Source organism: Pseudoalteromonas sp. T1lg21, from assembly GCF_002964625.1.
Taxonomy (GTDB): Bacteria; Pseudomonadota; Gammaproteobacteria; order Enterobacterales; family Alteromonadaceae; genus Pseudoalteromonas; species Pseudoalteromonas gelatinilytica.
The window spans coordinates 253,106-279,653 of record NZ_PQBX01000060.1; the positions used below are offsets into that span (position 1 = coordinate 253,106).

Here is a 26,548-nt window from a genome sequence, read left to right on the forward strand (position 1 = left end):
CTTATGGCACTGCCACCAATTCTAAAATACGGCTGATCACATCGTCTTTACTGATGCCATCGGCCTGTGCTTCGTAACTTAAGATAATACGGTGACGCAATACATTATGCAGCACTGCTTGAATATCATCTGGGGCAACAAAGTCACGGCCTTCTAGCCAAGCATGCGCGCGGGCACACTTATCAAGGGCAATTGTTGCACGTGGGCTTGCGCCATATTCAATCCAGCGGCCAAGTTGTTCATCAAGCTCTGCTGCTTCACGAGTGGCAACAATTAACTGTACTAGGTATTTCTCAAGCGGCTCAGCTAAATACAAACCTAATATCGCTTTACGGGCAGCAAATAGCTCACTTTGACTAATTTGCTGTGTCGTTGCTTGCTTGTCAGAAATAGCCTCGCCACGGGTTAGGCGTAGGATATCTAATTCGTGTTCAGCACCCGGGTAATCAATGCTCAAATGCAATAAGAAGCGGTCAAGCTGAGCTTCTGGTAGTGGGTAAGTGCCTTCTTGTTCTAGCGGGTTTTGGGTTGCCATAACCATAAATAGATCAGACAGTGGATAGGTGTTTTTACCTACCGTTACTTGGCGTTCAGCCATGGCTTCTAGTAGGGCTGATTGCACTTTAGCAGGGGCACGGTTTATTTCATCAGCCAAAATTAGGTTATGAAATAACGGGCCCTTTTCAAATACGAACTCACTGGTTTGCTGGCGATAAATATCGGTACCAGTTACATCTGCAGGTAATAAGTCTGGGGTAAATTGTACACGTTGGAAACTGCCTTCAACGCCTTTCGCTAAGGCATTGACTGCACGCGTTTTCGCAAGACCCGGAGGGCCTTCAACTAATAAGTGGCCATCTGCCAAAATCGCGATTAACAGTGCTTGAGTTAATTGTGGTTGGCCGATAATTTGCGTGTCTAGGTATGATTTTAATTGTGAAAATGCGTTAACTGCCATAATAAAAAGACTGTCCTAAAAGCGTGAGTCAAAAATTGTTTTTGTTATGCGCCAATACGTTACATTCAGTGCCGATAAATTCTTTTCGCGGTACCGTGATGGGGCGCCATCAACAAGTTATAAGGATTCAAAAGTTATAACACAAGTGTTAGACAGAAAATCCTCAAATAGTTCGTTATTTTTTAAGGATTTTTAGCCTACCATATAAATTCGGTGTTTTTTTGTAAATAGGCCGAAAAAAGCCTATGGTTGAAAACTTACTATTGGCATTCGTACACGGGTTGTTTTAGAATCAGGAAAAACAAACAGGTCAGACCTGTCAGTGGGAGAGCATAAATGTCTGAGCAAAATATACTTAAAACAGCAAAAGGCGATCGTATCGCTATCGTTAGCGGCCTGCGAACGCCATTCGCAAAGCAAGCCACAGCATTCCATCATGTACCAGCCCTTGATATGGGTAAGTTAGTTGTCAACGAAATGCTTGAGCGACTTAACTTCGATAAATCTGAAATTGACCAACTTGTATTTGGCCAAGTAGTACAAATGCCAGAAGCGCCAAATATTGCCCGTGAAATTGTATTAGGTACGGGTATGCCTGTTTCTGTTGATGCTTATTCTGTTTCGCGTGCGTGTGCGACAAGTTTCCAAGCCATTGCTAACGTAGCTGAGTCAATTATGGCAGGCTCAGTGCAAGTAGGTATCGCTGGTGGTGCTGACTCATCGTCTGTATTACCCATTGGTGTTAGCAAAAAATTAGCGGGTAGCCTTGTTGATTTAAACAAAGCACGTACGCTTGGCCAGCGTTTAAAGATTTTCTCTAAACTACGTTTAAAAGATTTACTTCCTGTTCCGCCAGCGGTCGCTGAGTACTCTACTGGTTTATCTATGGGTCAAACAGCAGAACAAATGGCAAAAACGCATAACATTAGCCGCGAAGATCAAGATGCTTTAGCACATCGCTCTCATACCCTTGCAAGCCAAGCGTGGGCAGATGGTAAACTGAAAGACGAAGTAATGACTGCCCATGTTGCGCCTTATAAGAGCTTTATTGAGCAAGATAATAATATTCGTCATAACTCAACAGTTGAAGGCTACGCGAAGTTAAAACCAGTATTTGACCGTCAACATGGTTCCGTGACTGCAGCTAACGCAACGCCATTAACCGATGGTGCCGCTGCGGTATTAATGATGAGCGAGAGTAAAGCTAAAGCATTGGGTTACAACATTTTAGGTTATGTGCGTAGCTTTGCTTTCTCAGCAATTGGTGTACATGAAGATATGCTAATGGGTCCGGCGCACTCAACGCCAATTGCCCTAGATAGAGCAGGTATCACACTAGCTGATTTAGATTTAATCGAAATGCACGAAGCATTTGCAGCGCAAACACTTGCTAACATGAAGATGTTTGCGTCAGATAAATTTGCACAAGAAAAGCTTGGTCGTAGCAAAGCGATCGGCGAAATTAACATGGACAAGTTCAATGTTTTAGGTGGCTCACTTGCATACGGTCACCCATTTGCGGCTACAGGTGCGCGCCTGATCACGCAAAGCTTACATGAACTTAATCGTCGCGGTGGCGGCTTAGCGCTTACGACTGCGTGTGCAGCGGGTGGCTTAGGCGCAGCCTTTGTATTGGAGAGTGCGTAATGACAGATTCAGTATTTAGTTTATCAGTGGCTGATGACGGCGTAGCCGTTGTAACCATTGATGTGCCGGGTGAGAAAATGAACACCCTGCGCAGTAGTTTTGCAGAAGATTTAAAAACCTTACTTAAAGACGCACAAGCGCAAGCGGTAAAAGGCATGGTATTTATCAGTGGTAAAAGCGATAACTTTATCGCTGGTGCTGATATTAAAATGCTTGATAGCGCTAATAGCCGTGAAGATGCATTAGCGTTAAGCGAAATGTGCCAGCAAGCATTTTTCGATATGAAAAAGCTGCCTTTCCCAACAGTGAGTGCCATTCATGGTGCGGCATTAGGGGGTGGTTTAGAGTTTGCTTTAGCTTGTGATTATCGCGTGTGTTCAGACAGCGATATCACTAAGCTTGGTTTGCCAGAAGTACAGTTAGGCTTATTACCTGGTGGTGGCGGTACTCAGCGCTTACCTAAATTAGTTGGTCTACAAAAAGCACTTGAGTGGATGCTTACTGGTAAGCAAGTACGTGCCAAGCAAGCGAAGAAAACAGGCTTAGTAAATGATTGTGTTCCACACAGTGTATTACTTGACGTTGCTAAAGAGTTTGCCCTGAAAGGTAAGGCAAAGGTCACGAAACCAAAGCTAGACCGTTTAAGCCAATTACTTGAGTCAAACCCATTTGGTCGCAATATTATTTTCAAAAAAGCACAAGAAAACGTACTGAAGAAAACAGGCGGTCACTACCCAGCACCTTTAGCAATTATTAAAGCGGTTCGTGCAAGTGTTGAACTTGATCAATTAAAAGCATACAAAACTGAAGCTGAAGGCTTTGCCACGCTGGTAATGAGCGATGAGTCAAAAGCATTACGCGGTATTTTCTTTGCAACCACTGAAATGAAAAAAGAGTGGCGCAATGATGATGCACCAGCAATCGCTAAAGCGGCAGTATTAGGTGGCGGCCTAATGGGCGCGGGTATTGCCCATGTTAGTGCTGTAAAAGCCGGTGTTCCAGTGCGCATTAAAGATGTGGCTGAAAAGGGCATCAGCAATGCAATGAACTACAGCTATAAAATTTTAGATAAAAAGCAAAAGCGTCGTATTTTATCTAAAGCAGAGCTACAACAAACCATGAACCGCATTACCGGTACTACCGATTACAGTGGCTTTAAACACATTGATATCGTTATCGAAGCAGTGTTTGAAGATCTTGCTTTAAAGCAAGGTATGGTGGCTGATGTTGAACGTGAATGCCAAGACAACACTATTTTTGCAAGTAATACCTCGTCATTACCGATTGCACAAATTGCTGCGGATGCAGCACGCCCAGAAAATGTAATTGGTCTGCATTACTTCTCACCAGTTGAGAAAATGCCACTTGTTGAGATCATTCCTCATGCTGGTACGTCTGAAGAAACCATCGCTCGCGTCGTTAACTTTGCCCGTAAGCAAGGTAAAACACCGATTGTGGTTAAAGACATGGCTGGTTTCTATGTAAACCGTATCTTAGCGCCTTATGTCAATGAAGCGGCTAATTTACTGCTTGCAGGTGAGCCGATTGAAAAGATTGACCAAGCATTAGTAGAGTTTGGTTTCCCGGTAGGGCCTTTAGCGTTACTTGATGAAGTAGGGATTGATATCGGTTCTAAAATTGCGCCAATCCTTGAAAAAGAATTGGGCGAGCGCTTTAAAGCCCCGGATGCCTTCAATCGCTTAATCGACTCTAAGCGTTTAGGTCGTAAGACTGGCCGTGGTTTTTATCTTTACGACAAGAAAGATAAAAAAGTGGATGAGTCAGTATACGAGCTTCTTGGTGTTACGCCATCACCTCGTTTAAACAAGAGCGAAATTGCTAAACGTTGTGTTGCGCAAATGCTAAACGAAGCGGTACGCTGTTTAGATGATGGCATTATTGCAAGCCCGCGTGATGGTGATATTGGCGCAATTTTTGGTATCGGTTTTCCACCATTCTTAGGCGGTCCATTTAGCTATATGGATAAACTGGGTGCAGCACAAGTGAGCTCAGAAATGGCGACTTTTGCTAACTACAACCCAATTTTCACACCTTGCGATACGTTAAAAGCAATGGCTGAAAAGGGTGATCGTTTTTACCAAGCAGAAAGCGAAGAGCCGGCAGTAGCTGAAATCGCGCCAGTCGATCCGGTTGAAGTAACCAAAGAAGTGGTCGAAGACGAGCAAGCGTCAGAAGTCGCGGATACAGAAACGACCAAAAGCTAATTCTTTAAATTGATTAGTTAATATAAAAGCCCTGCTCATTGAGCGGGGCTTTTTGTTTCGATATTGGCCATAAGTGGTATTTAACTCGTGAAGTCGGTTTGTTATAACTAGGTTTATTTACAAAGCGATTAATCACCATGACTCTCACCACTGCGCGATTAACATTACGGCTATTAAATGCCGATGACTGGCCATTGTTTTATACTTTGCATAATGATGCCGAAGTTATAGCTAAATGCTTCGATAAGCCCTCAGAGGCGCAGTTACGTGCTAAGTTTAATGAACGTTTAAAGCCTTGGCAGCCAAATACGAATTCACCACTTTGTTTAGTTATTGTTGAAACCAGTACCGGTAAAGAGGTGGGTGTAACTGGCTTTACCTCATCAACAGTGCCAGATAGTCAAGAGGTTGGTTATTTGCTACTGCCTAATTTTCATGGTCGTGGCTATGCTACAGAGTCTTTGCAAGCAGTGCTTAATTACGCCACATCAGAGCATGCGGTGCGTGAATTTAAAGCGGTTGTCACCGAGGGTAATATCGGTTCGGAAAAAGTACTTGAGAAGTGTGGTTTTCAGTTAGTCGAGAAGCAGCTAGATGCGTATGCCATTGGCGGCGTTTTGTATACCGATCATCATTTTCATTTAAATTGCACTGATCACAGAGTGTGATCAGTGCGCAATTTTACAGATGAAGCGCAATCGCTTTTCTGTCTTTTTCTGGCATATTCGCAACCACTAAATCAAACGAATTATCGATCATTCGTTCAATCTCTCCTTGTGGTACGGTGCCATCTAAAATAACCGTATTCCATAAACGTTTGTTCATGTGATAACCCGGGATCACCGACGGGAAAATATCACGCAGTGCTTGGGCTTCATCTGGATCGCATTTCAGATTTAGCCACCATACAAGATTACCTTCATCGTCTGTTTGACCTTCTTTGCCCTCGGCAAGGGTAGCAAACATTTTATGATTCACCTTGTAAACGTCGACATCTTGGCCAAATGGTTGGGTGATCATCACCAATGGCTTTTTCATTAAATACTCGTGTACTGTGTGTTGATTCATGATCCAATCCTTGAAGTCATTTTTCGTAGTTATAAACATAGCAGCTTTTTCGTAGTTTGGAGACAACTATTGTCATAATTTGCTGAAAAATCGAATAAATAACGGGCATGAGTGAAAACTGCAAATTTTTATTGAACAAAAGCCATTACGTGGTAAATTTCTGTCATCAAAAAACGATAGGAATACACCCATGCCTAAGGCAAGTGAAGTTAAAAAAGGCGCCGCTATCGAGCATAACGGCCGTGTTTTAGTAGTTAAAGATATTCAACGTTCTGTACCACAGGGTCGTGCTGGTGGTAGTTTATACCGCATGCGTTTATACGATGTAGTAACAGGCGGTAAAGTTGATGAAACTTTTAAAGACAGCGACATGCTAAAGCTAGCTGACTTAACTCGTCGTGAAGCAATGTTCTCTTACATTGATGGAGACGAATATGTTTTTATGGATAACGAAGATTACACGCCTTACAACCTAAATAAAGAAGCGATCAGTGAAGAAGTTTTATTCGTTAATGAAGAAACTCAAGGTCTTCACGTTATTGTGATTGATGGTGCTCCGGTTGGTTTAGATTTACCATCAAGTGTTGAACTTGTTGTAGAAGAAACTGACCCTTCAATCAAAGGTGCTTCTGCAAGTGCTCGTTCTAAACCTGCGCGTTTAACAACAGGTTTAACAATTCAAGTTCCTGAGCATATTTCGACAGGCGATCGTATTCGTATCAACACTGTTGAACAAAAATTTATGGGTCGTGCAGAAAAATAATTCTGAGGCTCTTAAAAACCGGCTTAATGCCGGTTTTTTTGTTTTATTTGTAACGTGCTCATAACAAAATTCATTGAAAAAGGAACGAAAAACGCGCATTATTATTAGCTTACGAAAACAATAATAAATACCAGTAGTAGATTAATGTTAAACCACGGATTGGAAAACAGAGAATACATCAAACTCCCCGAAGGCGTTGATATCGCCATCACTCCCGCCGGCGTTGTTGCGCGAAGCTATGCTTACATTATCGATTTTCTTATCCGTAGTTTGGTTTTACTTGCTGTGGGTACTGTATTGGCATTTTTTGGCGATGCAGGGCAAGGACTTATATTAATTGCTTACTTTTTAATTTCATGGGGCTATAACATCCTGTTTGAAATGGAAAGTGGCCAAACGCCGGGTAAAAAACGCCTTAAAATCCGTGTTGTGCAAGACAATGGCTTACCAGCAAGCTTCTCGCAAATAGTGGTGCGTAACTTACTACGCCCAGCAGATATGCTGCCGATAGGCTACTTCTTAGGCCTTGTGGTTATGTTGTTTAACAACCGTTTTAAACGCATTGGTGATTGGGCTGCAGGCACCATGGTCATTTACGACGATGAGTTAGCTACGCGCCCTGAATTATCTCAAGGTGAAGTGCATATTCCGACCATCAGCTTAACCACCGAAGAGCAATTAGCTGTGCTTGCTTTTGCTGAGCGTCATGATGAATTATCTGATGCAAGGCGCCGTGAGTTGGCAGCTATCTTAGCTGCACCGTTTTCTGCTGAAGAGCATGAGATTGAGGCGCAGCTCGTTAGCTATGCACGCCACTTTGCTGGACAATCTCAACACGATAGCGATTACCCGCAGCAGGAGGGTAAGCAATGAAGCAAACTCAATTTGTAAAATCAAATAGTGTCAGTTGGGATGAATTTGAAGCGCTTTGTGAACAAAATAATGCAGAGTCTTTACCTGTTAATTTCCCTAATTTGTATCGCAAAGTCTGTAATGATTTAGCTATTGCCCAAAGTCGTCAATACAGCCCAGTGTTGATTGAGCAAATAAACAGGCTGGTGCAGTTAGGACAAAAGCGCCTTTATTTATCTCGAAGTAATCAATTCTCTGAAATATGGCATGTGGCACGCACGGCATTTCCGCGTGCACTGTATGAAAATCGTTTCATGCTTGGCATTAACTTATTGGCATTTTGGGGATTGGCCTTAATTGCTTTTATTTGGGTGACAATCGACCCTGATGCCGCGTATACATTTTTAGGGCAAAGCACCGTTCTTAATATCGAACAAATGTATAACCCAAGTGGTAGTGTTCAATCAGCTGAGCGCGGTGCATCACAAGATCTGATGATGTTCGGGGTCTATATCTACAATAACATTGGCATTGCATTTCAGATGTTTGCAGGTGGCGTGTTGTTTTGTGTTGGCGCTGCTTTTTTCTTGTTGTTCAATAGTTTTTATTTTGGTGCCGTTGCGGCTCACATTGTGAATGTTGGATTTGAAGGGCCGTTTTTCTCGTTTGTGATCACCCATGGCTCGTTTGAGTTAACCGCTATCATTATTGCTTCAGCGGCGGGGTGTCAAATAGGCTACGGCTTGTTAAATCCAGGGCAGTATACCCGTGCATATGCGATGAAACAGGCTGCACAAAAAGCACTTCCGCTCATTGTTGGCGCATTTTTGATGTTAGTCATTGCCGCTTTTATCGAAGCATTTTGGTCACCTCGTGATATTGCTAACGAAATTAAATATTTAGTTGGCAGCGGTTGTTGGGCCTATGTCATTTTTCGCTTATACAGGGGAATGCGCTATGGAGCTTAATCGTCTTAGCTTCAATCCCCGCAAGCGCGGTGCTTACGAGACCTTTGATTTAACAGTGTTGTTAGTTAAGCAGCATGCTGTGGCGTTGGTCTCTTTGTATTTGATGATGGCCGTGCCTGTATTTCTGATTGTTAGCTTCTTAGTGAATTGGGGCATAGGTGGCTTTGTTGTTTGGTGGCTTAAACCTGTATTTGAGCGACCTTTACTCGATTACATGTCAAAAGCGGTTTTCAATCAGCCAGTCAACATAATGAGTAGCTTAAAGTCACTCAAGCAGTTAAAAATCGCTGATATGCTAGCGCATTTAACCGTTTTTAGGCTCAGCCCAAACAGAGCATTTTTAGCCCCTGTAGAACAACTCGAGCGACTATCAAGCGAGCGCAAAACTAAGCGTAAGCGAGTTTTATTTGCTTCAACTAAGCCAAAACAAACATTATGGATGCTGTTTTGTGTGCATTTTGAATTCATCATTTTAATGGGGATATCGCGCTGACGATTGCGCTTGTGCCCCATTCATTTTCTGCACAAGAAGCTATGTATCAGCTATTCGAAGCGCCAATCTGGGTTGAGATAGCATTTAACTTTATCTATATCATCAGTATCTCGTTAGTCGCACCGTTATTTGTAACAGGTGGTTTCCTTGCTTATTTACACCGCCGTGTCGAACTAGAAGGCTGGGATATAGAGCTGGCTTTTAAAAATATTCGCACCCGTCTTGCAGGCGTCGTCAGTGCCGTGACGCTATTTATACTGACAACGTTTTCGTTACAGCCATCAACAAGCTATGCAGAGCAAATCGATAAACAAGCGGTAAAAGAGCAGGTTACAGCACTCTACAATGAGCCTAATGTCATTGAAACTGAGACCACGTGGGTGCCAAATATCGAAGCAAAAGACAGCTCATCAGAGAGTGATTGGTCTTGGCTTATCGATGTGTTTACTGCGATTGGTGAAGTGTTTGGCATATTTGTTTGGGTACTGGTCGGTTTATTAGTCATTTGGTTGGTTTATTACCTGATGCAAAAGCGCGGTTTTTTTGCAAATTTAAGCTTACCAGAACGTACAAAAGTAAATGAAGAGCCAGTGATCCCTACTTTATTTGCTGAAATTAAAAGTAAAGATTTACCTACTGATTTAATTGCCGCAGCAAAGCAGTGTTTTGAGCAAGGTGAGCACCGCTTGGCACTGGCATATTTGCTTCATCATGCGCTGAGTTGGGCACAGCAACAGCATGAAGTGCGCTTGCACCGCTCTATGACTGAGCGCGAATGTAAACGTGCAATTGATGCAAGGGTGCCAAACCAAGTACAAGCGATTTTTGCCCGCTTATTTTCTGCGTGGGTCACGGTTGCTTGGGGCCATAAAACCCCTGATATCGACTTTATCGAGCTGACAGAGCAAATTACGGCAATGACAACAGAGACTAAGGAGCAAGCCCATGAAGCTTAAGGTTGTGCTCATAGCGGTGCTAGTGGTGTTTAGCTTATTTGTTATTGCTGGTATTGCTTCTTTAGATTGGCAGAAAAAAGAAATAGAAATTGGCTTTCATAGTGATGTGGCAAGAGATAACTTTACGATGGCTAAGCGGCTACTTAAAGCCAATGGTATCGATTGGAATAAAAACAAACGCTTGGCAGAGCAAGCACAAAGTGATGAGTTAAACATAGACCCACAAAGTATCTTAATTTTGGATGAGGCGGTGCTTGCTGACTCTTACCAGTTAGATGTACAACTTGCCGATTGGATCGCTGAAGGAGGGCGTTTAATTTATGTATTAAACAGGCAACGTGATGAGCTGGCGATAGATAGCACAGTATTTTTTAGTCAGCTTGGCATCAATGTAGAAAGCCAAGAAGATGTGTTTGAATATGACTTTGCGATGCTCAAAGAAGGGAATAAAAATAGTACGCTGTCAATCGATGAAAACACTCAGCTTGACCTTGAGCTAAGCCGTGCCTTTTTTATTGAAAACTGCCCAGGTGTGAGTACCAATAATGATAATGGCGACACCTTGATGTGTGACTTTGCATTTGGCCAAGGTCGGATCATCGTGATGCCTTCACTGTTACCTTTTACCAATTATCGACTTCGCCATCTTGATCATGGCAGCTTATTACTTTGGTTAAGTAAAGGGGCTGAAAAAGTAACCTATGTACCTTATCTAACTTACCCAAATTGGTTTGCCAAATTATGGCACTGGAGCTGGCAATGTGTGGTGACGTTACTGTTATTAATTGTGCTTGCAGTGTGGCATATCAGTAGTCGCATCGGCCGCTCTTATGCACCTGACTTTGACATAAAAACCAGCTTTAATCAGCATATCCGTGCAGTGGCGAGCTTTTATTCTGAGCATGGTCACGAAGCCGTGTTATTTGCTGCACTCAAGAAAGATTTTTACGCCAAAGTTGAGTCGCGGGTACCTAATTTTAAAATGCTCAGTGTAGAAAAGCAGGCGCAGATCATCGCTAGTTTAACTCATTTTGAAAAACAACTAGTGGCTCAACTACTTGCTAGCAAGTTGCCTGAGTCAAAAGAACAACGAACAGAATATATAAAACGATTTAAACAATTGAGGAATGCCTTATGAGCACGGAATTAGACACTAATCGCATGAGCTTAGTTGAGGCAGCTGATGCAGTAAAACAAGTAAAGCATAACATTTCGCGTGTGTTAGTTGGTCAAGATGCCATTGTTGAAGATGTGCTTACGGTGCTCTTTGCGGGTGGTCATGTGTTACTTGAAGGGGTTCCTGGGCTTGGTAAAACGCTACTGGTTAGAGCCTTAGCAAAAAGCTTAAATGTAGACTTTTCGCGAGTGCAGTTTACACCGGATTTAATGCCTTCAGATGTTGTTGGTCATAGTTTGTATGATATGAAATCAGGTGAATTTAATATCAAAAAAGGCCCCGCTTTTACTAATATTTTGCTGGCTGATGAAATCAACCGTGCACCAGCTAAAACGCAATCAGCTCTTCTTGAGGTGATGCAAGAGCAACAAATCACCATTGATGGCGAGTCATTATCTATTGATTCACCATTTATGGTATTAGCCACTCAAAACCCATTAGATCAAGAAGGGACGTACCCACTGCCTGAGGCTGAATTAGACCGCTTTATGATGAAAGTGGAGCTTGGTTTTCCTTCTCATGAATCGGAAGTTGAGCTTTTAAAACTGAATACACAGATTGTTTCTAATGAAACCAAAGTAGAGCAGCTGCCAGCAGTCTTGGATGCTAAGCGTATTGCAGACATTAAACAGCTTTGTGCAGATATCTTAGTGGACGAACAAATACTGAATTATGCCGTCGATATAGTGCGTAGTTCACGAACGTGGCAAGGCGTGCTGCACGGCGCAGGGTTACGTGCCTCAATTAATATCATTAAAGCCGCAAAAGTAATGGCATTAATGAATGGCCGTGATTTTGTAACCCCAGATGACGTGAAGTCAGTGTCTGTGAATATATTAAGACACCGATTAATTTTATCGGCTGATTTGGAGCTGGAAGGGGTGTCATTTGATGAAGTGATCAGTGCCATTTTAGGCAGTGTTGAAGCGCCGCGCTCATGAAACGCATCAAGCATAGACCTGCAAAACGCTTAGTGCAATTAACCGCTTTGTTGCTGTTATTGTTGCTTGTCTGTGCCATTGCATCGGTTGACAGCTTAGTGCTAACTGCCTTGTTAATAGTGCCCTTATTGGTCGCATTTGTCGATTATATGGCGGCGAAGTCAGAGCCTTTACTTGAAGTAAGTGCACAAACGAGTCTCAACATGGCTTTGTATCGACGCCAAGCATTGCAGGTCGTGATTAAAAATAAAGCGAAGCATGCGACGATGTTAGATGTCAGCGTTCATTTGAGTAATGCAATTGAGCTGCAAAAGCCACAGCAAACGGTGTTTATAGATGCTATGCAGCAAGCAAAGCAGAGCTTTAGTTTACGTGCTCACAAACGAGGCGATGCGCAGATCAGTGCCATTGAACTTAGGGTCGGGTCGCCATTTGGCCTTTGGCAAACAAACTGGTTAGCTGCGCAAGCGATTCAATTAAAAGTGTATCCCGATTTTAGCCGTGTTACCTCAAAGCAGCATTTAAGTGGCGTAGTGAATAAGCCTATTTCAGGTTTAAAACTCACTAAGAAGCGCGGTGATGGTATTGAGTTTCAGCAGTTACGTGAATACCGCCAAGGTGATAGTGTTAGGCAGATAGATTGGCAGGCGACCAGTAAGCGTCGAAAACTCATTTCTCGTGAGTATCAAGAAGAGCAAAACCAACACGTCATTGTGATGCTCGATGCCTCCAAAAAAATGGCGATAGAAGCCAATGAGGGCAGCCACTTTGATCATGCTTTAAATGCATTATTACTGCTGTCGCACACAGTTTTAAAGCAAGGTGACTGGTTTAGCATGCAAAGCTTTAACCAAAACCTGCGCTGGTTACCCGATGTAAAAGGCGCACAGAATGTATCACGGGTAATGAATCACTTTTATGATCTATATCCAGATAAGAGCAGCAGTGACTATTTAGTGGCTGTGAACCAATTAATCGCTAAACGCAGTAAACGGTCTTTAGTGTTATTAGTGACCACCCTTGATGAGCAAAGTATTGATGAGTTGATGCCTGCAATTAAGCTATTACAAAAACACCACTTAGTTGCGCTTATTAATATTAACAATCGTGCCGTGAGTGAAGTGCTCGATGAGCCTATTGAAAAGTACGAAGATGCAACCAGCTATTGTGCAGCATTAGCGCTGTTAAATTCACATAAAGCCAATATGGCAAAGCTGAAAAAACAAGGGGTGATAGCCATAGACTGTAACCCTGAGCAGCTACTACCGCATGTGCTTAACACCTATTTAAATGTGAAGCACTCCGGGGCATTGTAATACTAGCTAGCAATAAAAAAGGCATTGAATTCAATGCCTTTTTTAATAAATAACGAAATCTATGAAACGATTATTTCTGATTATCAATAGCTTCGTTGATTTTGTATTGGAAATAAATAACGTTAAAGAAAAACGTTAAAATACCACCTAAATGAACTGGTTCATTGCTGCCTTCATTAATCAACTCTTTAATTGATGTACGAAGAGAGAAAACTAATACAATCCCAACAACAAAAGAAGCCAGCGAAACAAGCGCAGATAAACCTTCTGGAATAGATGTGAATGCTAAACCAATGTTAATTGCGTAGAGGGCAACATAGCCATAAACTAGGTTTTGACTTACCTTATGTTTAGCTAGCGTATTTGCTTGATTGGTCCGGCTTACTAGCCAGTATACGGCGTAAATACCAAATGTGAAAAGGCATAAAAAGAACACGCCCCAAGCAGAGAAGCGGTCAAAGTTTAAAATAGGTCTATTACCGCTGGTATTTTGCTGAGTAAGCTCAGCTTCTGGTGCTTCATAAATGTTAGCTGATTCTTCAGACATAACGATTCCTCATAATTATTTTTGTATATTCCTTTGTGCAAATTGCACGTACCGATAATAGCAGTGAGCTTGGTTTTTGTACATCATTTCAACAGCCTAGAAAGTAAGGCCAAGTAGCATCAAGGTCAGTATAAATAAGCCTTATAGAGGGTATAGCATGAGTGAAGTTTTAAAGCTTGCTGAAATTATGTACACTGCCGCTGATTTTAATGAGGTGCTGTGTGTTATTTGTTATTTTGAGCTGTGTATTTATTTTGGTGATGTATCTTGAGTCTCTGTCTAAAGGGATGCCTGTAAAGCGCTGGATGCTGTTAGGTGGAGTGCTTGGGCCTGTCGCTTGGTGTTTGTTTAACGTGCATTACCGCCGCGCATTTGTGCGCCATGTTGGCCGCCAATCGTGTGGTTGGCGACCTTAAGCTTTTACAGTTTTTAATAGGCTTGGTGCAGATTTATCGAGTTGCTTTTGTAAGAATGCGGTAAATTCAGGTTGAGATAACGGTTTAGAATAATAATAACCTTGGACTGTTTGACACTTTAACTGCTCTAACATAACGACCTGATCAGCTTGCTCAACCCCTTCTGCAACCACATGTAAATCAAGGTTATGAGCAATGGTCACAATTGAGTCGACCATATTACGACCACGTTCTGATTGCATGTCGTCAATAAAGGCTTTATCAACTTTCAAGGTATTTAGTGGGAACTGTTTTAGATAGGCTAATGAAGAGTAACCCGTACCAAAGTCATCCATTGCAAGGTGAATACCACGAGCACTGAGTGAGCGCATGACTGCAATTGCTTCGTTCGGATCGTCCATAACCGTACCTTCAGTGATCTCAAGCTCAAGGAAGTAAGAGGGCAGTTCATTTTTTTGCAAAATTACATCAATACGAGTGGTTAAATCAGGTAAGCTAAACTGCTTGGCCGATAAGTTTACTGCCACACGACCGCTGAATAAACCTTGATCTATCCACGCCTTTACATCGCGACACGCTTTGTTTAAAACCACTTCACCAATTTCGATTATTTGCCCAGTTTCTTCAGCGATAGGAATAAACACACCAGGGCTTATGACGCCTTTTTTCGGAGTAATAAAGCGCACAAGTGCTTCCATACCATCTAGCTTACCAGTACGAATATTCATCTTCGGTTGGTAATACACCTCAAAGTGATCTTCTTTTAGACCGTAACGCATCAAGTTTTCGATTTGTAAGCGTTTAACCGCTTCACGGTTCATGGTGTCGTTGAAAAACAGGTAGCTATTACCTTTTTTCTTGGCGTGATACATGGCTGTATCCGCATTTTTAAGCAATAGTTCTGGGGTATTACCATCTTCCGGGAACAGTACAATCCCGACACTTGAGGTGATCACCAGTTCGTGACCCGCCATATTGAAAGGCGTGGCAATTGCAGCTAAAAAGAGTTTAGCCATTCGAGTGATGGTATGAATATCGTTGGTGCCCGACATTACCAGCGCAAACTCATCACCGCCTAGGCGATAAAACACATCTTTTTCGCGAGTTAACTTATTCAAGCGCATCGCAAGCTTAGACAGCAAGCTATCACCAAGTTGGTGGCCCAGTGAGTCGTTAATCTTTTTAAAGTTATCTAGGTCAAACACTAACAAAGCGTGATGGTTATCTTGTTTAGCAAGCTTTTTCAGGTTAGTGAAAAACAAATTTCGGTTCGGTAAGCCCGTTGTGCGGTCGCGATTAGATAAGTTATGTAATTGTGATTCGGCTTTTTTGCGTTCTGTTTGATCTGAAAACACCACCACATAGTTACAAATTTGGTTGTGCTCATTTTTGATTTCATCAATTGAAATTTCAATCGGTAACAACTGTCTATTTGCATTGCGAAGTTTTACCTCTTGCTGCCAATGCTCCGTCGCTTTTACGGTGGCTTTAATTTCATCCACATAGCTTTGGTCATAACCATTTAAGGTAAAATCTTTCTTTAAATATTGTTCGCGGCTGCCACCAAACAAAGTCAAAAAGCTCGGGTTTAAGTCAACCAGCTTGAAGTTTTTATCGTAAATGGCGATGGCGTCAGTTAACGACTCAACGCATTTTGCAAACAGGTTTAAACGCGCTTCAGTTGATTTAAGCTGAGAAATATCTCGCACTGTACCTGTCATACGTAAAGGGTTTAGGTTTGCATCTTTTTCGATGATCTTGCCGCGATCCAGTACCCAGTGCCAGCGATCAAAACTGTCTTTTATACGGTAGCTCGCTTCAAAGAATGCGGTGTGTTCAGCAAAGTGTTTTTTTAGCGCTGTTTCGACGTGTTGTAAATCGTGAGGGTGAATCAATTCGCGGTTAGGGGGAAAGCCACTGCTGCTGTTTGTATCTGAGGTGTATTTATCATTTATTCGCAGCACTTCACCGGTTTTAATATTCCAATCCCAAAGTGTGTCACCACTGCCTTCTACGGTACTTTTTAAGCGATGTTCTGAAATTCGAAGTTGCTGACGTGAGCGTTTTAATTTAAAAATGACAAATAATAGGTACGGCAATAACAGCATCATGATAGCGCTTGGAATAAGCAGCAATGTGCTCTGTTCCAGCTCTATAGGGCTGGCGGATGCTGAAAAAATCCCAGCCATACTTATTGTTAAAAAAGCAGAAATCATTTTTATTATTTTTGTCATTAATGCATTACCGTAATTCGCACCAATTAATCTAATCTAAGCCCGCGTCCGAGTCAAAGAGAATGCGAAGAAAGGGTTGCTTTTGGCTGTTTTTTGGCCTTTGGCTCACTTAAAAGTTCTATTCTTGGTCGGTTATCGCTAAATGTCTCGGTAATATACTGCTGCATTTGAGTAAGGCTTAACTTATCAAGCGCCTCTAAAAGCTGCTGTTGCATATTAAATTCAGTATCGCGATTACCAATTGCTAACCATAAACGTTGCGAGCGCAGGCGTAAATTTTTATCTTTTTCAGCAATATGAGTGACAAGACCCGCTTTGGCGTCGAGCCATTGTTGTTCAGAAATACTGCTTATTTGCGACACATAATTGCTAATAAATAGCTGATGACGTTTCAGTATTTCATCTGCACTATGCTTAGGTGACTGCACATAAAAAGCGATACCTGCACGGGTATTAAATGGGGCATAGCCCGCTCCAACCAAATAGCCAAGTTGTTGTTTGGTTCTTAACTCATTAAAGTAGTCTTGATTTATTAAATGATTAAGTACCATCATTTGCACTTTTTCAGTGGTGTCATCGGTGCGTGCTTGGTAGTAAAGCACCATCGCATGATCGCTGCAATTTAACGTAAAACGCTGTTGCTCAACATCGGTAATATCATTGAGTGGTCGCGTTAAATCAATAATCGTGGTGCTGCCAGCTAAGTGTTCAGTCACTTGCTTTTGAAACTTAATAGCATCACTGCGCTGCCAGTTACCATGTAAAAAAGACTCAACATGCAAAGCTTTAAAAAACTCATTTCTAAAGCAATTAAACTGATGGAAACTGGTATCTTTTAAAGCTTGCGCTAAGGCATTCGGCTCTGGGTTCCACGGCATGATTTGCGCACCCAAAATACTAAATAACTCACTGACGGGTTTATTTTGATTGCTGTTTCGCCAGTGTCTCACAAGCTGCTTTTTATACTCAGCAAAGCGTTTTGCACAGATCTCAACATTAAAGAGCGCATCCAGTAATTCATTAACGAGCTCTAACTGACTCGATGAAAGGCCCGCAGTGTGTAGGGTTAAGCCGCCTTGGTGCGAGGTTAAATGATAACTAAGGCCTGCCAATTCTGCCGGATAAAATTGCTCAGCTACACTGTCCATAAACAGGTCGGCAAACAAGCGGGTAAGCGCCATGTGTTTAACATCTTTAATCGCAAAGGTTGAGTCCATTGCTAAGTAAAAGTGTCCTTTAGCCACCCGAAAAGTCGCATCTTGTTTGAACCAAAAATCAAAGCCCTCTCTTTTGACTAATAATTCTGGTTCATTGGTTGGCTCATCTAATGGCAGTAGTTCAACATCTTTAGTGAGATAGGGGTTGGCACTAGGCAAGCACATCTGTGGTAATGGTGTGTTTATTTCACTGAGTGCTTCAAGCCAACTTGTTGAGATATCTTCTACTTTATAGGGGGTATTGTACCAAGCGGTGGTGTGCTCTGGTTCAACACCTGGATGGATTAGTACCAAGCGCATGTTGTCAGGCGTGAGCCATTGCATGGCAATTTCGTGGGCGCAGCGATTAAAGCCTTCCATTAAATAATCGCCTTGCACATAGTTGGCTTCATCGTAATGCTGCATATTAATGCTTAAGTTACTCACCCAATCAATTAAGCGCGCTTTTTCTTGGTTATCGAAGGCGATTTGTAATAGGTTCTTTTTATCTTGATAAAGACGCGGCAATTTATCGCAGTTTTGGTTGATTAAGCAGATATACTCAAACACCATTTCGACGATATCTTCATAGTATTCAATACCTTCATCAGTTAACGCCATGCTGATATTAAAATCTTTGAAGTTACTACCATTAATACCGCCACCTGCTGACAGAGCATTGATCCAACCTTGCTCTTTTAAAATAGAATATAGCGACCCTTTGCCTTCGTAGCCGAGTAAGTGGGCAATAAAACTAACGGTTTTGTGACGATAAAAGTCATCAATATTTGGCATCGCAAAGCTAATAATGAGCTTTTGCATATGTTTATGAGGTTCAATGTGTAACACCTTACCTAAGTCTTGTTTACGGTAAAGTGGCTGCTCTATGATCTCTTTACTTTTAGGCTGCCCTTTTATTTCGCTAAAAAATTGTTTTACCCAAGTTGTCATGGTTGCAATATCTTCATTGCTACAGATCACCAGTGTCATCCACTGAGCCTGATAATGACTATCGAAAAAAGCGCGTAGCTCATCACTGATGCAACCTTCACGATCCGCAAGAGTTTGCTGATTACCGACCGAAAACTTTGCAAAAGGGTGAGCTGGGTTCACAGTTTCTTTGTGAGCCTGATAAATACGTCGGCCATCATCTTTTATTTTTAGCTTAAATTCTGCATCTATAGCATTACGCTCTTTACTGGTTTCTTTAGGATTTAATAGGGGGGCAATAAAAAAGCGGCTAAATTGCGCCAGTGCTTCAGCAAACTGTTGGTTGTTAATATCAAAGAAGTAGCAAGAGTGCTCTGTGCCAGTCCACGCGTTGGTATTGCCACCAGACTGTGATACAAAATTGGAAAACCCGCCCGATTCTGGGTACAAATCAGTGCCTAAAAAAAGCATGTGTTCCAAAAAGTGCGCGAGACCTTGTCTATCAAGGGGATCGTCGAAATGGCCTGCATTGATTGCCATAGAAGCCGCTGATTTTGTTGACTCTAAGTCTTGCACTAAAAGTACTTTTAGACCATTGTCCAGTGTTAGGGGCTGATATGTTCTGTTATCATTGCGGCTGATATTCAAAAGATGCTCCTGAAAGAATGCGTTAATGTCTTAACAACAGATGATATTTTCAGGAAAGCTAAAAAAGACAGAGCTACGAAAATCTACCTGAATATCATAAGCGGATGTTTAATGTATCTAGTGATGATATTCTAATATAGCGAACAATCAAGCAAACTGGCTACTGTTTTATATTCTTTAATCGGTTGATTTTTTATGAAAACAATCTTAATCATGCGCCATGGCGAAGCTACGCCAATGCAAGCAGATGATGCAGCAAGACAACTGACCGAGACCGGTCACCAAGAAGCCAGTAGAATGGGGCAGTGGTTAGCAACACACCATAAACCTGACGCTTTGTTGGTAAGTCCTTACATTCGTGCACAACAGACTGCTGCCGATGCGACACAACATATTTCGTTACAATTTAATGAAACCTGTAGCGATATTACCCCTGATGGTGTTCCGCAAGTTGCTGCTGATTATCTTGAAACGCTGATTGCTATGCATCCACAGTGCAACACCTGGTTAGTCGTTGCCCATATGCCCATTGTTAGTTACTTAGTTGATCAGTTAAGTCCTGGTCATATGCCAATTTTCAATACTGGTGCGGTTGCTGTTATCGAATATGATGAACATAAACAGCGCAGTCACTACCTCAGTATTCACTCGCCAAATAACGTCGAAATATAACAGTGGATTTGCTAAATTAGCGCCACTGTTAATTTTTTTAAGTTCTTACTATGACAATCGAACGTTTACAAACCGGTGCGCGTATGAGCCGCATCGTTAAGCATAACGGCACTGTATACCTATGCGGCCAAGTTTGTGCTGATGCTGAAAAAGATATCACCGAACAAACTCAAACCATGTTAGACAAGGTCGAAGCGCTACTTATTGAAGCGGGTAGTAGCAAAGAGCACATGCTAAGCGCCACAATTTACCTGAAAAGCATGGAATACTTTGCACAAATGAACGCTGTTTGGGATGCATGGGTACCACAGGGTCATGCACCTGCTCGCGCTTGTGTTGAGGCCAAAATGGCGCGCGATGCGCTATTAGTTGAGATTTCTGTCGTTGCAGCCGTTAAGTAACGAGCAGCGTATAGCGCAAATGATTGCTCGCTTTAATGAGCAATCAGGGCGCGAAGTGAGTGAACTGCCAAGTTGGCATTTTTGCGACAATGAGCAAGATGCCAATGACTGCGCATTATTGGTTTTAAATGGCGTAAAACAAGCAACAACTCCTTCACTTTATTGGTTTAAAGCCAATAATGAAGCTCTTCCTGAAGTTGGTGATTTAGCCATTTTTACCAATTGGCAGGGGCAGCCCCTCGGCATTATTGAAACCGTCTCAGTAACCATCACCGCATTTAATCAAATAAGCGCCGATTACGCTGTATTAGAAGGCGAGGGCGACAAAAGCCTTGAGTACTGGCAGCGTGTACATTGGGATTATTATCAGCGAGAGCTCGCAGGCACAGAGTATCAATGTCATCCCGATATGTCATTGGTGTGTGAGCAGTTTAAGTTAGTTTTCAAGGAGTCAGATGAGCACGAATCCAGTGGTACTTATTACCGGAGGCGGCCGCGGTATAGGCGCAGCGACAGCAAAGCTGTTTGCTAAACATGGCTACGATGTGTGTATTAATTATAAGTCAGATCACGCAAGTGCAGAGCAAGTCGCTGATAAGCTAAAAGCCTATGGCGTGAATGCCTATTTGTTGCAAGCCGATATCGCTGATGAGCAGCAAGTGCTTGCCATGTTCGCTAAATTAGATGCTCAGGTTTCGCGGTTAGATGTGTTAGTTAATAACGCAGCGATGATGATGCCGCAAATTTCGTTATTAGAAATGGATGCTAAGCGTATCAACGCTATATTGAGTTGTAATGTTACAGGTGCATTTTTGTGTGCGCGAGAAGCAATAAAGCGTATGGACAAAGGCAGTATTGTGAATGTTTCATCGGGTGCTTCACGCACAGGCTCGCCAAATGAATATTTAGATTATGCCGCATCCAAAGGAGCGCTTGATACCTTCACGATTGGCCTTGCCAAAGAAGTCGCAAGTAAAGGTATTCGGGTAAACGCGGTAAGGCCAGGCCTTATTTATACCGATATGCACCGTGATGGCGGTGAAGCAAACCGAGTTGATAGGTTAAAATCTAAGTTACCGCTAGGGCGAGGTGGTGAAGCTGGCGAGGTCGCTTCAGCAATTTATTTTTTGGCAAGTGAGCAAGCCTCATTCACAACGGGCAGTTTTATCGATGTATCTGGTGGCTTATAAAACTAAAGTAAAATATTTAACCAGATGCTAAAGCTCACCACACTCAATACTGTTGAAAGCACGACGCTACTTGCCAGTGTCGCTTGGTGTTGCTTAATTTGATTGGCGATTAGATAAGCGTTGACCCCTAAAGGAGAAGCGCTTAAAAGTACTAACACGTTCAGTAATGATTGCTCTAGGTTGAATACGCTGCCTGCAAAAAAGTAGACCCCACACGGTAACACAACAAGCTTGATGATGGTTGCGATGATTGAGGCTTGTAAGTTGTCGGCCACTTTATAAAACGCAAGGTTCGCCCCTAATACAAATAGCGCACAGGCAATGGCAGGTTTGGCAAGTAGACTCAGGCCATTTGCCAAATCATCAAAAAGTGTAAAGCCAAGTAGGTTAACAGCCAAGCCGCTACTGATACTTAACACGACTGGATTCAGCAGCATGTTTTTAGCAAATGCGCGCCAAGAGAATGTTTGCTGCGACTTAGCACTGAGCAAAAAGGTAAGGGTAAACAAAAGTGCGCTATGAAAAGTAATGATCATAAACACAATACCCACCATCTGTTGCCCAAGTGCAGCAATAATAATAGGCAAACCTACCAGTACCGTATTTGAGTAACTACTGCCAAGGGCAAATACAGCATGACGTGACGGCGCAGATTGCTTGCTAATAAGGTAGCGGTCAATCACATAGCCAAGGGCGTAAATGGCCAATACCGGGATGTAAAAGCTCAAAAACCCTGCAATAGACACACTATTTTGTAAATCGGCTTGGGCCATATTTAAAAATAGAAAAGCAGGCACACTGATGTAAAAAGTAAACTTACTTAACCCTGCAATATGCTCTTTCGATAAAAATTTGCTTCGCGAGCTGATGTAACCACTTAACACGATAAAAATCAGCGGAAAGATAATCGAAAAAATATGCACTTTAGGCCTTATGACAAGAAGACGTTAGCGTCTGAACTCATCACTTTGTGGAAGATTAATTAAAATAAGTACTGCTCCTTTACCACCAAATTCAAGAGGTGCTTGGTGCATCGCAATCACATCAGGGTGTTGTACTAAATATTGCGGTACCTTGTGTTTAAGTATGCGCTCACCAATGCCATGCACAACACAAGCGCAATAGTAATGCTGCTTTTTACACTCATGAATTAAACCTGCCAACTCATCTTTGGCTAATTCTTTACTTAAGCCATGTAAATCAAGGGTTAACTCAGGTGGGTAATCTCCACGGCGAAGTTGCTTTGCTAAAAAGCTATCGTGACCTGGTTTGACATAACTTACGGTGCCATGAGTGTCGATGTCTGGTACATATTCATCAGAAAAGAAAAATTCTGCCTGATGTTGCTTTTTTTGCTGGGAAAATTGCTTCGCTTGTGACACTTTAGGCTTATTGGTGAATCGAATAGTGTCTTGTTTAAATGCTTTGGCACCACTGATACTCTGACGAAATAAGTCAATATCGTCAGTGCTAATGTGGTTGTTGGCGTGGGGATCTTTTTTCATGGCGGCAGTCTAAACAAAAAAACGCTAAAAATCGAGTAAAAACCAACTGAAAAGACGGTACAATACGCGTCAGAACAGACTTTGAAAGTTAAGGAACATACATGAACCATTTCCAGATTGAAGACGCAATTTTAGACGAGGCAATTGCAGAACTTTCAACGTTGCATGATTGGTTACGTTGGACAACCAGTCAATTTGCCAGCAGTGGTATTTTCTTTGGGCACGGCACAGATAATGCGTGGGATGAAGCAGTTAGCTTACTATTACCAGCACTAAGCTTGCCAATCGACGCGCCAAAAGAGCTAATGCATGCGCGTTTAACCAGCACCGAGAAAAACCGTTTAGCTGAACTAATTGCAGAGCGTATTAATGATTGTACGCCAGTACCGTACCTGACCAACACCGCGTGGTTTGCAGGTATGCCGTTTTATGTTGATGAGCGCGTGTTAATTCCACGTTCGCCATTTGCTGAGCTAATTAACAATCGCTTTGCACCTTGGTTAGAAGAACCAAGCTCAGTAACGCGCATTCTTGATTTATGCACTGGCTCTGCATGTATTGCTATTGCACTTGCACAAGCATTTGAAGATGCACAGGTTGATGCGGTTGATATTTCATATGAAGCGCTCGAAGTTGCAGATATTAATATTAGCGATTACATGCTAAATGACCGTGTTCTGCCAATTCAATCAGATGTGTTTAGTGGTGTTCCGGGTCAAAAATATGACCTGATCGTAGCTAACCCACCGTATGTTGACGCTGAAGATATGGCTGATTTACCTCGTGAATTCCATCACGAGCCAGAGCTGGGTTTAGCATCGGGTCATGATGGTCTTGATGTTACTCGCACCATCCTAGCTGAAGCCGCAGAGCATCTAACTGATAACGGTTTGTTATTTGTCGAAGTTGGTAACTCTATGGTACATATGGAAGAGCTGTACCCAGGCGCACCATTTGAATGGATTGAATTCGAACAAGGTGGCCTTGGTGTGTTTGTGATCAGCAAACAGCAGCTTGTTAACTATTTCGAAGATTAACAGCAGATTTTAAAAGCCGAGCCTGAGGGCTCGGTCTCAGTAGTCATTAGGAATGAGGAAAATTAATGGCAGGTAATAGCATCGGGCAACTATTTAAAGTGTCCACCTTTGGTGAGAGCCACGGCGTTGCATTAGGCGGCGTTGTTGATGGCACACCAGCAGGTCTTGAAATTAGCGAGGCCGATTTACAAATTGATTTAGACCGTCGTAAGCCGGGGCAAAGTCGTTATACAACACAGCGCCGCGAAAGTGACGAAGTAAAAATTCTTTCTGGTGTTTTCGAAGGTAAAACCACAGGTACTAGCATAGGTTTACTGATTGAAAACACCGATCAACGTTCAAAAGATTACGGCAAAATTGCCGATGTATTTCGCCCAGGTCATGGTGATTATACCTATTGGCATAAGTACGGTATCCGTGATTATCGAGGTGGTGGTCGCTCTTCTGCCCGTGAAACGGCGATTCGTGTTGCGGCGGGTGCAATTGCAAAAAAATACCTAAAACAATTTCATGGTATTGAAGTACGTGCTTGTTTGAGCCAGCTGGGGCCAATTAAAGCTGAAGATTACAACTGGGATGAAGTGGAAAACAATGCATTTTTCTTCCCGGATCCGAGTAAATTAGATGCGCTTGATGAATACATGCGCGACCTAAAAAAACAAGGTGATTCGGTAGGCGCTAAAGTTAAAGTGGTTGCTAAAAATGTACCAGTTGGTCTTGGTGAGCCAGTATTTGATCGCCTAGATGCAGAGCTTGCACACTCATTAATGAGCATTAATGCGGTAAAAGGCGTTGAGATTGGTGATGGCTTTGATGTGGTTGAGCAAAAAGGCTCTGAGCACCGTGATGAGTTAACTCCTGATGGTTTTACCTCAAATCACGCGGGCGGTGTACTTGCAGGTATCTCGACAGGGCAAGACATCATTGCCTCTATCGCACTTAAGCCAACCTCAAGCATTACCATACCGGGTAACAGCATTAATACCAGCAACGAAGCGGTAGAGATGATCACCAAAGGACGTCATGACCCATGTGTAGGTATTCGTGCAATTCCTATTGCTGAGGCGATGATGGCGATTACCCTAATGGATCACTTATTGCGCCAACGTGGTCAAAACCCACATGTAAGCCACGAACATGGACCAATTAAGGGTTCGATTGATTAATTTGGTTTGATTTAGCAAAGAACTATAAACTTAAAACGCGGCTTGATTTGCCGCGTTTTTGATTGCAGAAGGTCAATAAAGAAACTTAAATACGATCAATTGCCTGCTTTGCTACCATGTATAGCTTTTTGATCATTAAACCTAATACCCAACGAATAAATTGAGCGGTAAGCTCTTTGACTTCATACGATGCTTTACCAACAAACGCGAGCATATGGCCAATTAACCCTTTTAATTCTTCTGTAAGCTCGACAAATTTAACCACTGATTCATATAGGCAGCGGGCTAAAATATCATAAAAAGTTAACCCGACAGTTAAACCTGCCTGTGCAGAGATGAAGGCGTATTGTCCTGTTTTCTTTAAAAAAGTAATTAAGCCATTGGTAATTACTCGCTGCCAGTTAAGCGAGAATCTAACATTAAAGCGCTGATCATACTTTAATACAGTATGGTTGTAGTGAAGGGGCTTAATTGAGCTTTCCATACTGGCGTAGTCTTGATAGGCTTCAACAGTATTAGCGTAACCAGGAGCATCCCCCTCCATAGAATGAGCTGCAATATTAAAAAATGCGCCCTCATTCATTGCCGTTTGATATTCGCTAGATGTATGGCTAAAAGGCCAAGCAGGCACGCATGGGACGGGGTCTGCGCCATGTGTAACGCGATACTGGCCAATATTATGCGCGGCAAAATGTACGGAGTGGTTCAATACAACCCGCGGCGCACCAAAGGTATATAAATTTACAGGAATGCCTTTTTCACTTGCCCAAATTGCCGTGAGTTGTGCGATTGCACCACCAAGGCTATGCCCAACAAGGTGCAAGCACTTAGGTTTATGACTTTTTACATAAGCCTCAAACATGGGCTTCATACTGGTAAATGCTTTTTCGAAACCAGAGTGTACCTCTAAGTTTTTAGGTCCATGGGTAATGGCTACATTTAAATTGGTTAGCCAATCAGAACAGGAGGTAAAAACAGTTCCGCGGATACCTATAATATGATGGCCTTTAAATTGGGGGGATGCACCTTCTGCTGTTAAGGCAAACCCAGTACTGCGATTTAGAAGTTGGTTAATTAAGCCACCACTGACGCCTTTGATTTGATTGCTGGTGATTTTGAAACTGCTGTCAAAGTTTTGCCCGAACTCTTCTTTAAAAGATGTAGATTTTCTTATATCGTATACTCTACTAGCTATTAAAGCAGCTATATTAGGTGGTAGAACTGTTTTGACTTTTTCCATGT

26 protein-coding genes are annotated in these 26,548 nt (G+C 42.4%); 18 read left to right on the forward strand and 8 right to left on the reverse strand.

From position 1 onward, the window contains the following. Position 1 precedes the first annotated feature (1 nt). Complete coding sequence (locus tag C2M25_RS15110) at positions 2–958, reverse strand: AAA family ATPase (RefSeq protein WP_054553219.1); 957 nt, start codon at positions 956–958, stop codon at positions 2–4. Between the two features lie 336 nt (positions 959–1,294). Between C2M25_RS15110 and fadI the strand changes: the two genes are divergently transcribed. The 3 genes from fadI to C2M25_RS15125 all read left to right on the forward strand — a co-directional run bounded on the left by fadI (position 1,295) and on the right by C2M25_RS15125 (position 5,498). Beyond that, on the forward strand, positions 1,295–2,605 hold the full coding sequence (gene fadI / locus C2M25_RS15115) for an acetyl-CoA C-acyltransferase FadI (protein ID WP_063529462.1): 1,311 nt from the start codon (positions 1,295–1,297) through the stop codon (positions 2,603–2,605). Continuing rightward, positions 2,605–4,830: a fatty acid oxidation complex subunit alpha FadJ gene (gene fadJ / locus C2M25_RS15120; protein ID WP_063706683.1), complete on the forward strand. Its 2,226-nt coding sequence runs from the start codon at positions 2,605–2,607 to the stop codon at positions 4,828–4,830. The genes fadI and fadJ overlap by 1 nt, the downstream gene beginning before the upstream one ends. A gap of 137 nt (positions 4,831–4,967) precedes the next feature. Next, a complete protein-coding gene (locus tag C2M25_RS15125) occupies positions 4,968–5,498 on the forward strand; it encodes a GNAT family N-acetyltransferase (protein WP_105181460.1) in 531 nt (176 codons plus the stop codon). 13 nt (positions 5,499–5,511) lie between these two features. Here C2M25_RS15125 and C2M25_RS15130 read toward each other — a convergent pair whose 3' ends face one another. Continuing rightward, complete coding sequence (locus tag C2M25_RS15130) at positions 5,512–5,898, reverse strand: MmcQ/YjbR family DNA-binding protein (protein ID WP_063706687.1); 387 nt, start codon at positions 5,896–5,898, stop codon at positions 5,512–5,514. 190 nt (positions 5,899–6,088) lie between these two features. On the opposite strand from C2M25_RS15130, the gene efpL reads away from it, so the two are divergent. From efpL to C2M25_RS15170, 8 genes are all read left to right on the forward strand, one after another. After that, positions 6,089–6,661, forward strand: coding sequence for an elongation factor P-like protein EfpL (gene efpL / locus C2M25_RS15135; RefSeq protein WP_063706689.1), 573 nt, complete (start codon positions 6,089–6,091; stop codon positions 6,659–6,661). 144 nt (positions 6,662–6,805) lie between these two features. Continuing rightward, positions 6,806–7,534, forward strand: coding sequence for an RDD family protein (locus C2M25_RS15140; RefSeq protein WP_063706690.1), 729 nt, complete (start codon positions 6,806–6,808; stop codon positions 7,532–7,534). Further along, positions 7,531–8,481 (forward strand): stage II sporulation protein M, encoded by a 951-nt coding sequence (locus tag C2M25_RS15145; protein ID WP_063706692.1) that lies wholly within the window; start codon positions 7,531–7,533, stop codon positions 8,479–8,481. The genes C2M25_RS15140 and C2M25_RS15145 overlap by 4 nt, the downstream gene beginning before the upstream one ends. Further along, positions 8,471–8,974 carry a hypothetical protein gene (locus tag C2M25_RS15150; protein ID WP_105181461.1) on the forward strand — a complete coding sequence of 168 codons (504 nt, stop codon included), beginning with the start codon at positions 8,471–8,473 and terminating at the stop codon, positions 8,972–8,974. The genes C2M25_RS15145 and C2M25_RS15150 overlap by 11 nt, the downstream gene beginning before the upstream one ends. 11 nt (positions 8,975–8,985) lie before the next feature. Continuing rightward, complete coding sequence (locus C2M25_RS15155; protein WP_158679730.1) at positions 8,986–9,930, forward strand: hypothetical protein; 945 nt, start codon at positions 8,986–8,988, stop codon at positions 9,928–9,930. Further along, a complete protein-coding gene (locus tag C2M25_RS15160; RefSeq protein WP_105181463.1) occupies positions 9,920–11,068 on the forward strand; it encodes a DUF4350 domain-containing protein in 1,149 nt (382 codons plus the stop codon). The genes C2M25_RS15155 and C2M25_RS15160 overlap by 11 nt, the downstream gene beginning before the upstream one ends. Then, the gene (locus tag C2M25_RS15165) at positions 11,065–12,048 is read left to right on the forward strand and encodes an AAA family ATPase (protein WP_105181464.1); all 984 of its coding nucleotides are present in this window, start codon (positions 11,065–11,067) and stop codon (positions 12,046–12,048) included. Before C2M25_RS15160 ends, C2M25_RS15165 begins: the two co-directional genes overlap by 4 nt. Next, positions 12,045–13,364, forward strand: a complete 1,320-nt coding sequence (locus C2M25_RS15170; protein WP_105181465.1) for a DUF58 domain-containing protein — start codon at positions 12,045–12,047, stop codon at positions 13,362–13,364. The genes C2M25_RS15165 and C2M25_RS15170 overlap by 4 nt, the downstream gene beginning before the upstream one ends. Positions 13,365–13,434: 70 nt before the next feature. Here C2M25_RS15170 and C2M25_RS15175 read toward each other — a convergent pair whose 3' ends face one another. Further along, positions 13,435–13,911 carry a DUF4234 domain-containing protein gene (locus tag C2M25_RS15175; RefSeq protein WP_063706703.1) on the reverse strand — a complete coding sequence of 159 codons (477 nt, stop codon included), beginning with the start codon at positions 13,909–13,911 and terminating at the stop codon, positions 13,435–13,437. Between the two features lie 221 nt (positions 13,912–14,132). On the opposite strand from C2M25_RS15175, the gene C2M25_RS21750 reads away from it, so the two are divergent. Continuing rightward, positions 14,133–14,327, forward strand: coding sequence for a hypothetical protein (locus C2M25_RS21750; protein ID WP_138624605.1), 195 nt, complete (start codon positions 14,133–14,135; stop codon positions 14,325–14,327). Here C2M25_RS21750 and C2M25_RS15180 read toward each other — a convergent pair. After that, complete coding sequence (locus C2M25_RS15180; RefSeq protein WP_442793028.1) at positions 14,324–16,438, reverse strand: sensor domain-containing protein; 2,115 nt, start codon at positions 16,436–16,438, stop codon at positions 14,324–14,326. The two genes, C2M25_RS21750 and C2M25_RS15180, sit on opposite strands and share 4 nt — an antisense overlap. A gap of 176 nt (positions 16,439–16,614) precedes the next feature. Further along, positions 16,615–19,335, reverse strand: a complete 2,721-nt coding sequence (locus C2M25_RS15185; RefSeq protein ID WP_105181467.1) for an insulinase family protein — start codon at positions 19,333–19,335, stop codon at positions 16,615–16,617. 195 nt (positions 19,336–19,530) lie between these two features. Here C2M25_RS15185 and sixA point away from each other — a divergent pair, with 195 nt between their 5' ends. Genes sixA through C2M25_RS15205 form a run of 4 tightly spaced genes read left to right on the forward strand, consistent with a single transcriptional unit; the run spans position 19,531 to position 21,598 of the window. Then, complete coding sequence (sixA, locus tag C2M25_RS15190; protein WP_063706710.1) at positions 19,531–20,007, forward strand: phosphohistidine phosphatase SixA; 477 nt, start codon at positions 19,531–19,533, stop codon at positions 20,005–20,007. 50 nt (positions 20,008–20,057) lie between these two features. Next, complete coding sequence (locus C2M25_RS15195) at positions 20,058–20,408, forward strand: RidA family protein (RefSeq protein WP_054562122.1); 351 nt, start codon at positions 20,058–20,060, stop codon at positions 20,406–20,408. Further along, a complete protein-coding gene (locus C2M25_RS15200; RefSeq protein ID WP_105181468.1) occupies positions 20,392–20,940 on the forward strand; it encodes an ASCH domain-containing protein in 549 nt (182 codons plus the stop codon). Before C2M25_RS15195 ends, C2M25_RS15200 begins: the two co-directional genes overlap by 17 nt. Continuing rightward, entirely contained in the window at positions 20,864–21,598 is a 735-nt protein-coding gene (locus tag C2M25_RS15205; RefSeq protein WP_105181469.1) for an SDR family oxidoreductase, read from the forward strand. The genes C2M25_RS15200 and C2M25_RS15205 overlap by 77 nt, the downstream gene beginning before the upstream one ends. A gap of 2 nt (positions 21,599–21,600) precedes the next feature. On the opposite strand, the gene C2M25_RS15210 is transcribed toward C2M25_RS15205, so the two are convergent. Further along, positions 21,601–22,521: an AEC family transporter gene (locus tag C2M25_RS15210; protein ID WP_105181470.1), complete on the reverse strand. Its 921-nt coding sequence runs from the start codon at positions 22,519–22,521 to the stop codon at positions 21,601–21,603. A 24-nt stretch (positions 22,522–22,545) separates the two neighbouring features. After that, positions 22,546–23,103, reverse strand: coding sequence for an endonuclease SmrB (gene smrB, locus C2M25_RS15215; RefSeq protein WP_105181471.1), 558 nt, complete (start codon positions 23,101–23,103; stop codon positions 22,546–22,548). A gap of 101 nt (positions 23,104–23,204) precedes the next feature. Here smrB and prmB point away from each other — a divergent pair, with 101 nt between their 5' ends. Beyond that, on the forward strand, positions 23,205–24,140 hold the full coding sequence (gene prmB, locus C2M25_RS15220) for a 50S ribosomal protein L3 N(5)-glutamine methyltransferase (protein ID WP_063706718.1): 936 nt from the start codon (positions 23,205–23,207) through the stop codon (positions 24,138–24,140). Between the two features lie 65 nt (positions 24,141–24,205). Beyond that, positions 24,206–25,306 (forward strand): chorismate synthase, encoded by a 1,101-nt coding sequence (gene aroC, locus C2M25_RS15225; protein WP_062569802.1) that lies wholly within the window; start codon positions 24,206–24,208, stop codon positions 25,304–25,306. A gap of 85 nt (positions 25,307–25,391) precedes the next feature. Here aroC and C2M25_RS15230 read toward each other — a convergent pair whose 3' ends face one another. Next, the gene (locus C2M25_RS15230; protein WP_105181472.1) at positions 25,392–26,546 is read right to left on the reverse strand and encodes a lipase family protein; all 1,155 of its coding nucleotides are present in this window, start codon (positions 26,544–26,546) and stop codon (positions 25,392–25,394) included. Between the last annotated feature and the right edge of the window lie 2 nt (positions 26,547–26,548).

Excerpts from the sequence above, each read along its gene's own strand:
- C2M25_RS15165 (WP_105181464.1), top strand. The coding sequence starts at position 11,065 with ATGAGCACGGAATTAGACACTAATCGCATGAGCTTAGTTGAGGCAGCT.
- C2M25_RS15180 (WP_442793028.1), bottom strand. The coding sequence starts at position 16,438 with ATGATGCTGTTATTGCCGTACCTATTATTTGTCATTTTTAAATTAAAA.
- C2M25_RS15160 (WP_105181463.1), top strand. The coding sequence starts at position 9,920 with ATGAAGCTTAAGGTTGTGCTCATAGCGGTGCTAGTGGTGTTTAGCTTA.
- smrB (WP_105181471.1), bottom strand. The coding sequence starts at position 23,103 with ATGAAAAAAGATCCCCACGCCAACAACCACATTAGCACTGACGATATT.
- C2M25_RS15130 (WP_063706687.1), bottom strand. The coding sequence starts at position 5,898 with ATGAATCAACACACAGTACACGAGTATTTAATGAAAAAGCCATTGGTG.
- fadJ (WP_063706683.1), top strand. The coding sequence starts at position 2,605 with ATGACAGATTCAGTATTTAGTTTATCAGTGGCTGATGACGGCGTAGCC.
- C2M25_RS15145 (WP_063706692.1), top strand. The coding sequence starts at position 7,531 with ATGAAGCAAACTCAATTTGTAAAATCAAATAGTGTCAGTTGGGATGAA.
- C2M25_RS15110 (WP_054553219.1), bottom strand. The coding sequence starts at position 958 with ATGGCAGTTAACGCATTTTCACAATTAAAATCATACCTAGACACGCAA.
- C2M25_RS15230 (WP_105181472.1), bottom strand. The coding sequence starts at position 26,546 with ATGGAAAAAGTCAAAACAGTTCTACCACCTAATATAGCTGCTTTAATA.
- C2M25_RS15150 (WP_105181461.1), top strand. The coding sequence starts at position 8,471 with ATGGAGCTTAATCGTCTTAGCTTCAATCCCCGCAAGCGCGGTGCTTAC.
- fadI (WP_063529462.1), top strand. The coding sequence starts at position 1,295 with ATGTCTGAGCAAAATATACTTAAAACAGCAAAAGGCGATCGTATCGCT.
- C2M25_RS15170 (WP_105181465.1), top strand. The coding sequence starts at position 12,045 with ATGAAACGCATCAAGCATAGACCTGCAAAACGCTTAGTGCAATTAACC.
- C2M25_RS15205 (WP_105181469.1), top strand. The coding sequence starts at position 20,864 with ATGAGCACGAATCCAGTGGTACTTATTACCGGAGGCGGCCGCGGTATA.
- C2M25_RS15125 (WP_105181460.1), top strand. The coding sequence starts at position 4,968 with ATGACTCTCACCACTGCGCGATTAACATTACGGCTATTAAATGCCGAT.
- C2M25_RS15140 (WP_063706690.1), top strand. The coding sequence starts at position 6,806 with ATGTTAAACCACGGATTGGAAAACAGAGAATACATCAAACTCCCCGAA.
- prmB (WP_063706718.1), top strand. The coding sequence starts at position 23,205 with ATGAACCATTTCCAGATTGAAGACGCAATTTTAGACGAGGCAATTGCA.
- C2M25_RS15195 (WP_054562122.1), top strand. The coding sequence starts at position 20,058 with ATGACAATCGAACGTTTACAAACCGGTGCGCGTATGAGCCGCATCGTT.
- aroC (WP_062569802.1), top strand. The coding sequence starts at position 24,206 with ATGGCAGGTAATAGCATCGGGCAACTATTTAAAGTGTCCACCTTTGGT.
- C2M25_RS15175 (WP_063706703.1), bottom strand. The coding sequence starts at position 13,911 with ATGTCTGAAGAATCAGCTAACATTTATGAAGCACCAGAAGCTGAGCTT.
- efpL (WP_063706689.1), top strand. The coding sequence starts at position 6,089 with ATGCCTAAGGCAAGTGAAGTTAAAAAAGGCGCCGCTATCGAGCATAAC.
- sixA (WP_063706710.1), top strand. The coding sequence starts at position 19,531 with ATGAAAACAATCTTAATCATGCGCCATGGCGAAGCTACGCCAATGCAA.